Below are 12058 nucleotides of genomic sequence, written 5' to 3' on the forward strand. Positions count from 1 at the left end.
ACCCCTATTTTCTGTAGAGACGCACCGCAGTGCGTCTTTTGCGCAAAGAAAATCCATAACGAAAACTGACCGTAGACTGCGGTGCGTCTCTACAGAATAAAAAACATAACATGAAAAATACATTTATTCTTTTTTGCTTCCTACTCATAAATTTTTCTTTCGCACAGAAAAAACAGGATTTCAGTGTGGCTTCTCCAAACGGAAAAATCGAAGTCAAAATTGCTGTAAATGATAAAATAACATGGTCGGTTTCTCATGAAAAAGATTTGATACTGGCTCCGTCAGAAATGGCGTTGATTTTGGACGAAAATGTGGTTCTGGGAAAAGATCCGGTTGTTTTAAATTCAAAAAAAGAAAGTATAAACACTTCTTTTGAAACGCCTTTATACAAAAAGAAAACGGTACAGGATCAGTACAATAAACTGACGATTCATTTCAAAAATGATTTCAGTCTTGAATTTCGTGTTTATGATGATGGGGCAGCGTATCGGTTCATTACGAAAAAGAAAAAGAACATTACCGTTAAATCTGAAGAAGTAGTTTTAAATTTCGACCAGAATTATAACACTTTAATGCCGTATGTACGGGATTTACGAAATCCGAAAGACCCTTTTATTTCTTCGTTTGAATCGCATTATGAAAATAAAAAAATAAGTGAATTTGCTGCAGATACTTTAGCCTTTCTCCCTTTTTTAGTGTCGTATAAAAACCATAAAAAAGCTGTTTTTCTCGAAGCAGATCTCGAAGATTATCCGGGCTTATTTGTAACGAATAATAAAAACAAAACCGGTTTTGAATCTCGTTTTTCCAAATATCCAACTCAAGAAACCAACGGCGGATTTAATTACCTCAACAAACTAATTACCGAAAGAGCCGATTATCTGGTAAAGACCAAAGGAACACGGACTTTCCCCTGGAGAGCGATTGTGATTTCTGAAAACGATGCGGCTTTGGCCAATAATGACATGGTTCAAAAACTGGCAGAACCTTCCCGAATAAAAGATATTTCCTGGATCAAACCCGGAAAAGTAGCCTGGGACTGGTGGAACGACTGGAACATTTACAATATCGATTTTAAAGCCGGAATCAATACCCAGACTTATAAATACTACATTGACTTTGCTTCTAAAAACAAGGTGGAATATGTGGTTCTGGACGAAGGCTGGAGCGTTGAAACCGACATTATGAAACACAATCCGAATGTGGATTTGGAAGCCCTCATTGCTTACGCCAAAGAACGAAACGCAGGTATCATTCTATGGGCTTCATGGATGGCCATACACAATAAAACAGAAACCGTTTTTGATAATTATGCCAAATTGGGAATAAAAGGTTTTAAAGTTGACTTCTTAGATCGTGATGATGCCAAAATGGTCAACTCGGTTTATGATATTGCGCAGAAAGCAGCTAATTACAAACTAATTATTGATTTTCATGGCATGTACAAACCTACAGGAATTCAGAGAACTTATCCCAACATTTTAAATTTCGAGGGTGTAAAAGGTCTGGAAAACAATAAATGGACTCCAAATGATGATGTACCTCTTTACGATACCACGATTCCGTTTATAAGAATGATGGCGGGTCCGATGGATTATACTCCCGGCGCAATGAGAAATGCGGCAAAAAGTGAATTCAGACCCAGTCATTCGACACCAATGAGTCAGGGAACCAGATGTCATCAATTAGCACTTTACACTATTTTTGAAGCGCCTTTGCAAATGATGGCCGACAGTCCTACGGCTTATATAAAAGAACAGGAAAGTACTGAGTTTATCGCTAAAGTTCCCACCACTTTTGATGAGACTACTGCCCTTGATGGCGAAGTTGGAAAATATGTTTCCATTGCCAGAAGAAAAGGCAATACCTGGTATTTAGGTGCCATAACAAACTGGGATCCCAGAGATATTACCATTGATTTTTCTTTCCTTGAAAAAGGTAAAAAATTCCAGGCAGAAATTTTCTCAGACGGTCTAAACGCAGATAAAGCCGCAGCTGATTATAAAAAAGAAATTATAACCGTTGATTCAACAACAAAACTAAAATATCATCTAGCGAGCGGTGGCGGTTTGGCGATGATTATCAAATAAAAAAATGGAGAACAAATTGTTCTCCATTTTTTTTCGTTTTCACCTCTGTAGAGATGCACTGCAGTGCATCTACGTCTTGTATTTCGTTGCGCATAAGACGCACTGCTGTGCGTCTCTACGATTATGCATGTGCATAAAACTTTATGCTAATATTTTCTCTATCGCATTCAATTCATCATGCGTAAATTCCGTATTCTGCAAACAATCAATATTATTACACAATTGTTTGACAGAACTGGCACCAATTAAAACCGATGTAATTCGTTTGTCTTTTTGCAGCCAGGCCAGAGCCATCTGCGCCAAAGACTGATTTCTGTTCTGCGCAATTTCATTCAGCTGAATTAATTTCTGAATACGTTCCTGCGTTACCTCATCTTCTTTCAAATGTCCGTTTGGATTATGCGCTCTGGAATTTTCCGGAATTCCATTTAGATATTTATCCGTCAAAAGTCCTTGTGCCAAAGGCGAAAAGGCGATACAGCCTACTCCTTTTTCTTCTAAAACATCCAATAATCCGTTTTCAACCCAACGCTCAAGCATCGAATATTTGGCCTGATGAATTAAACAGGGCGTTCCTAATTGTTTTAAAACATCAACCGCTGCACGGGTCTGTTCTGCTGAATAATTACTGATTCCCACATACAAAGCTTTTCCGCTTCTAACGGCATGGTCCAGCGCCATCATGGTTTCTTCTATTGGGGTTTCGGGATCCGGACGGTGTGAATAAAAAATATCGACATAGTCAACGTTCATTCTTTTCAGACTCTGGTCTAAACTTGATAAAAGATATTTTCGCGAACCCCAGTCGCCATAAGGGCCTTCCCACATGGTATACCCTGCTTTAGTCGAAATCACGATTTCATCACGCAGGTTTCCCTGAAAATTATGCCATAATATTTTACCAAAATTTTCCTCTGCCGACCCCGGAACCGGTCCGTAATTATTCGCCAGATCAAAATGGGTAATTCCTTTATCAAAAGCCTCTATGGCAATGCTTTCCGCATTTTCAAAATTATCTACTGATCCGAAGTTATGCCATAATCCTAAAGAAATCTCCGGAAGCAGCAATCCGCTTTTTCCGCATCTGTTGTATTTCATTATTATACTTTATTTAGTTGAAGGTTTAATAGATTTTAAAGATAGAAAAAAATACTAAGTTTTGTGTGTTTTGCCACTAAGGCACTAAGACACAAAGATTTTTTACCTAAAAATGAAATCGTGGTAAAAAACAAGCTCAAATAATTACAATTTAATTCACTATTAATTTTGTAAATTTGTTTAAATTCAAAATTATGAATACTAATTGGCAAACTTTAATTTCAATAAATCCTGATATCAGATTTGGTAAACCTGTCATTACAGGGACCAGGATTTGTGTTTCAGATATTCTTTCATGGCTTTCTACAGGAATGTCTTTTGAAGAGATTATTGAAGACTTCCCAGAATTAAATAAAGAGCATATTCTTGCCGCCCTGGCTTTTGCAGCTAACAGAGAAAACATCACAAAAATAATAGCAGCATAATGAAACTGCTTTTAGATGCCAATATTTCCTGGAGAATAATCAAACTTATTGAGAATAATTTTACTGAATGTTTTCATTCTAATGACATTCCCGTAAATCAGCCAGCAAAAGATTTAGATATCTGGGAGTATGCAGGGAAAAATAATTTTACTATTCTCACACATGATGATGATTTTGAAAAATTATTACTTCTTAAAGGAGCTCATCCAAAAGTGATTATTCTAAAGACTTTCAATAAAAATACGAAACAAATAGCTGAGCTTCTTATTTCCAAAAAAGATAGTATCGAATCATTCATTCTAAACCATGAATTAATGATTCTAGAAATTTATTAAATGAAATCGCCACGAATTCACGAATTTTAAAAGAATTAATTCGTGAATTCGCGGCGAAAAAAAACTTAGCGCCTTAGTGCCTTTGCGGCAAAAACCTTCTATTCTTTTATTTCGAAACCATCCTGTAAACCTTTATCAGAGCTTCCTCCCACCATGATTTTAAAAGTTCCCGGTTCAACTAAATAAACTCCTTCGTTATTATAAAAACCAAGTGCTGCATCTGTTAAAGTAAAGTTGACCGTTTTAGTTTCTCCTTTTTTCAGGTTTACCAATTCAAAACCTTTCAATTCTTTTATTGGACGGACGATACTTGCAAATTCATCATGAATATATAATTGCACTACTTCTTTTCCGTCATAATTTCCGGAATTGGTAACTTCAACACTTACCTGAACATTTTCTCCTTTTGCAAAAGAAGTTTTATTTAGTTTCAGGTTTTTATAATCGAATTTTGTGTAGCTTAAACCAAAACCAAACGGAAACTGAGGTGTTTTCTCCACATCCATATAATGCGACCAGAACACATTTTTATCACTATCGGTTGGTCTTCCTGTACTGTATTTGTTATAATAAATTGGCACCTGACCTACATTTCTCGGAAACGACATTGGCAGTTTTCCACTTGGATTATAATCGCCGTATAAAACCTGGGCAATAGCATTTCCTGCCTGTGTCCCTAGATGCCAGCCTTCCACAATGGCCGGAATATTTTCTGCTGCCCAAGGAATACTCAGCGGACGGCCGTTATTTAAAACCAAAACTACATTTGGGTTTACTTTATAAATTTCTTCCAGTAATTCCTGCTGCAAGCCCGGCAGGTTTAAATCGGTACGGCTTCTTCCCTCACCGCTCTGGAATCCGTATTCACCTAAAACCATTACTACAACATCGGCATTTTTAGCAGCGGTTTTTGCCGCTTCAAACCCACTTCTGTCGGTTGTATTAAAAATAGTTTCCGTTAAAAAAGTGGCTTTTTGTGTCAATAGTTCTGCTCCTTTTTCAAATACCAGTTTATTGTCTTTGTATTGCTGCATACCTTCTAAAACCGAAACCGCTGTATTATCATCAGCAGCAATTCTCCAGCTTCCCAGCGGACTGTTTTTGTCATTGGCCAAAGCACCGATCAAAGCGATTTTCTGCCCTGATTTTTTTAGCGGAAGCAGATTCTTATCGTTCTTCAACAGCACAATCGATTTTTTTGCCATATCCAAAACGCCTTCATTATTGGCTTTATTACCTATAGTGGCTTTTTCACGTTTTTCGTCGCAATAACGATACGGATCATCAAATAATCCTAACTCAAATTTTACTCTTAAAATTCGGCGGACAGCATCATCAACCAAAGATTCTTTTACTTTACCTGATTTTACCAGATCTGCCAGTTTCGCCACATACAAATACGATTCCATATCCATATCCGAACCCGCAATTACGGCTTTTGCTGTCGCATCGGCTTCATCTTTGGCATAACCGTGGGCAATCATTTCGCGAATCGAAGCATAATCAGAAATCACAAATCCGTCAAATTTCCATTTCCCTTTTAAAATATCTCTTTGTAAAAAAGCACTTCCGGTAGCCGGAACACCATTTAAAGTATTAAAGGAGTTCATAAACGTACGTACTCCGGCCTGTACCGTTGCTTCAAAAGGAGGTAAAACAGAGTTGTACAATTTAGAATTACTGATGTCTACAATATTATATTCCAATCCCGCTTCAACATAACCATATGCGGCAAAATGTTTGGCACAGGCTGCAATCGTATTTACTTTTAACAAATCGGCAGTAGTTTCTCCCTGAAAACCTTTTACTCTGGCATAACCTATTTTACTTCCTAAATAAGGATCTTCTCCGGCACCTTCCATCACACGTCCCCAGCGGGCATCATTGGCCACATCGACATTAGGCCCAAAGGTCCAGTTAATTCCTGATGCCGAAGCTTCATCAGCTGCAATCGCCGCCGATTTTTTAATTGCTTCTAAATCCCAGCTTGCCGCTTCTGCGAGCGGAATCGGGCTTAAAGTTTTATAACCGTGAATAACATCAAACCCAATAATCAGCGGAATTCCCAGTCGGGTTTCTTCTACCGCAATTTTCTGTACGGCACGAACTTCTTTTACGCCGCGCACCGTCAGCATTGATCCTACCAATCCTTTTCTTAAATGATCGTATTTTAATTCAGCCGTTCCGCCTTTGGGAGCCGGGCCTGTTACATCCCAAAAACCATTATACTGGTTCATCTGGCCTACTTTCTCTTCGAGTGTCATCAAAGGCAGAAGCAGATCAATTCTCTGCTCAACAGTTTTGTTTTTATCCAGATACGGCTTTTTTTGTGCATTCATATTTCCCATAGTAAACAGGGACAAAACCCCAATAATTATTATTTTTTTATTTTTCATGGTTAGTTAGTTTTTTATAAAGATGTTAAGGTTCTAAGTTACTAAGATACAGCGTTTCTTTTCTTTTACACCTGACATCTCTGTGTCTTTTCGAGATTCAGATTATCGATTGCGACAGCTATCGGGTTCTCTCACTCAGAACTAAAACAGGAAGCGGGCAGACTGGCTTTATTAAACAAATCTGAATGAACAGTGTTTCCCCAGGCGAATCGCACTTTTACCGGATTCGCCACTTTTTTGCTGGTCAAAACCACCTGATCGTTTTTTATAAATGCTTCTGCGGGATAGAAAACCCCGTCGGTTCCTGCCACTTCAAACTGATCTGATTTTTTGTTCTTAAAGTAAAGCCCTTCCGCATAATCAAAAGAAACAGTTAGTTTATTTTTGTCTGTTTTAATTCCTTTAAAAAACGGTCCGTTTACGAGATTCGAATTGGTTTTATAGATTTCTGCCAAAGCCAGATTGGCCAGACGAATCCCAACTGATTTTTTATTTTTAGGATGAATATCAATGGTATCCGAAATATCGGAAGTCAGTACCATTCCTGTTTTCGGAACTTCTTTTAAAATTTTTCTTTGTGAATTTCTGACCGTCACATTAGAAAAATTATTCGTGCCCGTTTTATAAGGTGCTATCTGAACAAAATAAAAAGGAAACTCTTCGTTCCAGGCTTTCCGCCAAGATGTAATTAAAGCCGAAAGTGTTTTATCATACACCAGAGAACCTACATTTGATTCTCCCTGATACCATAAAGCACCGGCAATTTTAAAACCGGTAACAGGTGCAATCATCGCATTGTAAGCACGTCCCGGCTGGTGCGGGCCATATTCCTGTTCGCTTAATTTTTTCGCATTTTCCAATAAAAGCGGATCGTTCTGAATCACCTCTTCCGGCATCCAGATTTCTGCAGGAGTTCCGCCCCAGTTAGAAGAAATCAGTCCGATTGGAACATTCTTTAAATCCTCACGAAGGCGTTTGGCAAAAAAGTATCCCACAGCACTAAAATATTTCATGGTTTCCGGAGTCGATTCAACCCAGTTTCCGAGTACATTATTCTGAAGTGTTAAGGCTGTAGATTTTGAAACCGTAAAAAAACGAATATTCGGGTCTGCTGCATTTTTAACTTCTTCCTCTCCGTTATCGATTCCCCAGCTTGCTGACATTTCCATATTCGACTGACCAGAACAGATCCAGACTTCGCCAATTAAAATATTTTTCAGGATCACTTCATTATAGCCCTTTATCGAAATCGTATAAGGTCCTCCGGCTTCAGGGGTTTTAATAACGAGTTCCCATTTTGCCTGATTGTTTGTTACGGTTTTATATTCCTGATGGTTCCATCCGGAGACTAATTTAATTTCCTCTTTCGGATTGGCCCAGCCCCAGATTTTCACTTCGCTGCTGCGTTGTAAAACCATATTGTCCCCAAAAATATTCGGAAGCGTCACATTGGCCGCTAGGGATCCCGAAATCATTAAAAAGAAAACGAAGAGTATATTATTTTTCATGTAAAAGCTTTTTTAAAAACGGTCCGTATTCAGCAGCCAGTACTTTATGGTCGGCAATATCAGGATGCCCGGTACAGCCCTTTGGCGCCATAGGTTTAAATTTAAAAATCAGAACCGGTTTATGCTGTTGATCCGAAGCAAAAGCATTTTTAACCCTGTTCAGGCAGTCTTCAAAAACAACAGCTCTTTCTCCGTTTACCATTGGACTATTCGTAATCACAATCTGTGCATTCGGGTTATGTTCGTACAGCATCTTTATAAAACTGATGTAATTGGCAACATATTTATCTGCATTAAAAGGCAGCCGTTCTTTTTTACCGTCTCCACCTGAAAAATCATTTGTTCCCAGAGCAATACTGATAATATCAGGCTGAAAAGTAAAGTCGTATTTTGGTTTTGAAGAATCTTTAGTCAAATAGAGATTTTGATATACTTCGGGCATTATGGCTTCTTCTTTGTTTTCATCATTCCAGTTTCTGTACATTCCAATTCCCGAAACAGAACTCATTAAGTAATCAACCTCTATTTCTCTTGAAAGAACCGGTCCGTACGCATAATACCCGTTATGATGGTCAAAATATTCTCCCTGGTCGCAGGGAACATCCGCCGGGTCACTGGCGGCACCACAGGTAATAGAATCTCCTATAAATTCAATTTTCTTTTTCTTTTGGGCAGTAATCGAGGTCAGTTTTGCCGTTGTTCCGGCAAATAAAATACCTCCGCTGTGCGCTTCAGTGGTTTTGTAAATAGTAAGATTATGCTCTTTTTTATTGGAAGTAACCTGTATCGGGAAAGATTGCGCACTTCCTTTTTCAATTCTTAACTTCCCTATGTATTTTCCGTCCAGAACAAGCGAAACATAATTATGATGTTCCCATGCATCCACACTCTGAAGGAAGACAGAACAACTGTTTCCTGTAAAATTAAAAGAAACCGAAGAGGCGGTTCCAATCAGGATAACCTGATCATTTTGAAGTTTTTCAACCCTTCCGGCATACAGAAAAGTATTTTGATTTTGTGCCGCAGAAACGAACGAAATCAGCAAAAACAAAATTAAAAGCGTATATTTTTTAAGAAACATAATTTATTTGTTAAAATATAAATAAGATTCACAAATATATTTGAAATGCATTACACAAAAAGATACTAAAACATCAAAAACTAATAAAATAATACCAAAAATCAGCCTGCTGTTTTTCTATTCTAAAAATCCATTCCTACATTTTTAAAAAGGCCCTTTCTTTGAAATTCAAAAACATCGGCCTATCTTTAGCGTTTTAACTGTTTCTTTACTTACAAAAAATGAAATCTATCTTATATATACTATTTTTATCTCCTTTTTTCTTTTCTCCTTTTCATTTAAAAAAAGAAGCACCGCACAATAAAACAGAGATCCGCAAAACTGCGCCTGATGTAAACAGGGATTCTCTTGTTTCATATGCCAAAAAATTTCTTGGAACCCCTTATAAATATGGAAGTAATAATCCTAAAAACGGATTCGACTGCTCAGGTTTTGTGAGCTTTGTGTTCCAAAACTACGGCATTACTTTACCCAGAAGTTCGGGTGGTTTTAAAAATTTAGGAACCGCTTTACAACCTGAAGAGTTTAAAGTGGGTGATATACTGGTTTTTTACGGCTACAAAAACAGAACGATTGTAGGTCATGTAGGGATTATCTGTGAAGCCAATGGCATGCAGTCCAAATTTATACACGCTTCCTCCGGAAAAGCGCAGAAAGTAACGATCACCGCATTAGATACTGAACACTACACCAATCGCTTTTACAAATGCATTGATGTTTTGTCTGAATAGTTATTTTGCTGCAAAGACACTAAGACACAAATTTTTTAATTTTAAAAATTGATAAAAATACAATTTGCATACTTTTTTGGAGCTGCTTCGTCTATTCATTATCACCCGAGTTATGGCAAACTGAATATCATTCTTCGGTTAAAAGCTTTAGTAAACTTTCATCCCGGTTATAAATATCTTTATAAAAGTTTAATTGTCCGTCACGATCAACCCAGGCTGTAAAATATCCTATATACACCGGGAATTTCTTTTTTATAGTATACCAGCTTTCTTTACCGGAATGCATCGCTTTGTCTATTCGCGTCTCCGTCCATTTTGGATCTTCTTTTAATATTTCGATGGCCAGTTCACGTGGTTTTGCTACACGTACACAGCCGTGGCTGAAAGCTCTGCTTTCTCTTTCAAACAGGCTTTTTGATGGTGTATCGTGCAGGTAAATATTACTGGAATTGGGAAATAAAAATTTAACGAGTCCCAAAGAATTGTTTTTTCCCGGAAGCTGACGAACAGCACCGTTGTTCCATTCGAGATTTTTCTGTTTCAGGTAATTTTTGTTTTTGGCCATTCCGGGTTTTATCTCTTTACTGATAATACTTGGCGGAACATTCCAGTACGGACTGAAAACAATATTACTCATCGTACCGCTGAAAATTACGGTTTTGGTCATGGCCTTGCCTACTACAACCGGAGAGGTAAAGGCAATTTCGCCATTGCGGATAAGATATAACTTAAACTCCGGAATATTCACTTCGATATACTGGCTGCCTTTCTCAAGTTCCGGATCAATCCAGCGGCAGCGTTCCATATTGACAATGATTGTTTTGATACGGTCTGAAACCGGAATATTAAGATCTGTAATATGCTCTTTCAGAATGCTGTTTTTAGGTGTAAAACCATGACGCTGTTCATACTTTTTTAAGGCATTCATCAAAATAGTATCACAGACGGCACTCTTGTTGTCTTCTTTAAGATCTTTAGTAATAAAAAGCCTTTCTCTTATCTGTGCAATAACAACTGATGAGTCCCCCAGTTTTAAACTTTTATAATCATCAGCCGTTTCAATGGTTTTCCAGCCTCCCTGTTTTTCAATTTCTCTGTACAAACGAAGAGCATCACGCAGTTTGTAGTACTGACTGAACATTTTGCTTTTCTTATCGTCATTGATGGTTGATTTTTTAAAAACAGAATCGGTTAAAACCTGATAATTGAGTTTTTTTCTCGGCAGAAGCCATTCCAGCGAAATGGAGGTTTTTTCATCAAATCCCCGGTATACCTTTTCGGCATAATAAAAGTACAGATTGGTAATCATCAGATCTGTATTGACCTTTGAAAGTTTGTTATCGGTACTGTTTTCAAAAACAGCATTGATTTCTTTGTACGGAAAATTAGCTTTTAAACCTTCTTCTTCCAGTCCTTTGTATTTGTTAAACAGCGTATTTCCAAATTCAACTACGCCTTTATTATCAAGCCATAACTGAGTCGATTTTTTTGTTTTATAAAGTGAAGACACTTCTGCCTGAAAATTTTTCAGTTTGGGATAGCTTTCATAAAATCCGGCAATAGCGGTACTGTCTATTAAAAGTTTAAGTTCAGGCACAGCTGCCTTTACTTTTTTGGGATTTTCTTCTTTTTTATCTCCTTTTGAGTTACAGGAAACAACCGTAAGCAAAAGCACAAAAGCAATAAATATAGATCCTGTTTTCATACTACTATTTTTAATAAAAATAGAAAAGTTTTATCAAATACAAATCTCTCTAAAAGATAAAAAAACGTCAAATTTAGGTATAAAAAAAGCCCCGAATACATAATATATTCGGGGCCGCCACTTTATAACTAACCTTATTTTAAATAACCGTTCCTTTTAAAGTAAGTACTTTTGGAGTTGTTTCAGCACTTGTCGTTACAGTAACTGTTTTGGTAAAAGCGCCTTTGTTAGCCGCATTGTAAGTTGCGGTAACTTTTGCAGATTTCCCCGGCTGAATTGGCTCTTTTGTATAATCTGTTGCTGTACAGCCGCAGGATCCCTGAACATTGGTAATCACTACTGCTGTTTTTCCCGTATTTTTAAATTCATATACAATAGCTTTTGGAGTTCCCTGCGGAATTTGTCCAACATCAATTGTTTCCGCTTTCCATACAATAGTAGAAGCTGCTGTTCCGTCTGTTACTTTTTCACTAACCATAGATTTTACCGGTGCAATTGCCGAAAAAGACATTAGGCCTAAAGCCAGTGCAAGCATTGAAATTTTAAAGATTTTCATAGTTAAATATATTAAATGGTTTATAGTTCGATTTCTACATTCCAAAAGTACTTCTGATAAAAACAAATCGCTGTTAACCGGTTTCAAATGTTTGTTAACGACTTGTTAATCGTTAATTTTCACTATAAAATTG

Annotated in this window: 10 protein-coding genes; 4 read left to right on the plus strand and 6 right to left on the minus strand. The window is 37.4% G+C overall.

Annotated features, from left to right (window positions below):
• The first annotated feature begins 110 nt into the window (after window positions 1-110).
• Window positions 111-2090: a retaining alpha-galactosidase gene (locus tag ACODST_RS18210; protein ID WP_488933525.1), complete on the plus strand. Its 1980-nt coding sequence runs from the start codon at window positions 111-113 to the stop codon at window positions 2088-2090.
• Window positions 2091-2231: 141 nt separating this feature from the next.
• Here ACODST_RS18210 and mgrA read toward each other — a convergent pair whose 3' ends face one another.
• Entirely contained in the window at window positions 2232-3188 is a 957-nt protein-coding gene (gene mgrA, locus ACODST_RS18215) for an L-glyceraldehyde 3-phosphate reductase (protein ID WP_488933526.1), read from the minus strand.
• A gap of 194 nt (window positions 3189-3382) precedes the next feature.
• Here mgrA and ACODST_RS18220 point away from each other — a divergent pair, with 194 nt between their 5' ends.
• Both ACODST_RS18220 and ACODST_RS18225 read left to right on the plus strand, forming a co-directional pair.
• A complete protein-coding gene (locus ACODST_RS18220) occupies window positions 3383-3613 on the plus strand; it encodes a DUF433 domain-containing protein (protein ID WP_488933527.1) in 231 nt (76 codons plus the stop codon).
• The gene (locus tag ACODST_RS18225) at window positions 3613-3948 is read left to right on the plus strand and encodes a DUF5615 family PIN-like protein (RefSeq protein WP_488933528.1); all 336 of its coding nucleotides are present in this window, start codon (window positions 3613-3615) and stop codon (window positions 3946-3948) included. Before ACODST_RS18220 ends, ACODST_RS18225 begins: the two co-directional genes overlap by 1 nt.
• 98 nt (window positions 3949-4046) lie before the next feature.
• Here ACODST_RS18225 and bglX read toward each other — a convergent pair whose 3' ends face one another.
• The 3 genes from bglX to ACODST_RS18240 all read right to left on the minus strand — a co-directional run bounded on the left by bglX (window position 4047) and on the right by ACODST_RS18240 (window position 8933).
• Window positions 4047-6344 (minus strand): beta-glucosidase BglX, encoded by a 2298-nt coding sequence (gene bglX, locus ACODST_RS18230; protein ID WP_488933529.1) that lies wholly within the window; start codon window positions 6342-6344, stop codon window positions 4047-4049.
• A 131-nt stretch (window positions 6345-6475) separates the two neighbouring features.
• The gene (locus ACODST_RS18235) at window positions 6476-7852 is read right to left on the minus strand and encodes a sialate O-acetylesterase (protein WP_488933530.1); all 1377 of its coding nucleotides are present in this window, start codon (window positions 7850-7852) and stop codon (window positions 6476-6478) included.
• Complete coding sequence (locus tag ACODST_RS18240; RefSeq protein ID WP_488933531.1) at window positions 7842-8933, minus strand: SGNH/GDSL hydrolase family protein; 1092 nt, start codon at window positions 8931-8933, stop codon at window positions 7842-7844. The genes ACODST_RS18235 and ACODST_RS18240 overlap by 11 nt, the downstream gene beginning before the upstream one ends.
• A 221-nt stretch (window positions 8934-9154) precedes the next feature.
• On the opposite strand from ACODST_RS18240, the gene ACODST_RS18245 reads away from it, so the two are divergent.
• Window positions 9155-9664: a C40 family peptidase gene (locus tag ACODST_RS18245; protein WP_488933532.1), complete on the plus strand. Its 510-nt coding sequence runs from the start codon at window positions 9155-9157 to the stop codon at window positions 9662-9664.
• A 127-nt stretch (window positions 9665-9791) separates the two neighbouring features.
• Here ACODST_RS18245 and ACODST_RS18250 read toward each other — a convergent pair whose 3' ends face one another.
• Window positions 9792-11369: a L,D-transpeptidase family protein gene (locus ACODST_RS18250; protein WP_488933533.1), complete on the minus strand. Its 1578-nt coding sequence runs from the start codon at window positions 11367-11369 to the stop codon at window positions 9792-9794.
• Window positions 11370-11508: 139 nt separating this feature from the next.
• Window positions 11509-11925, minus strand: a complete 417-nt coding sequence (locus tag ACODST_RS18255; protein WP_488933534.1) for a DUF1573 domain-containing protein — start codon at window positions 11923-11925, stop codon at window positions 11509-11511.
• Window positions 11926-12058 lie beyond the last annotated feature (133 nt).

The organism is Flavobacterium sp. FG19 (assembly GCF_057809475.1).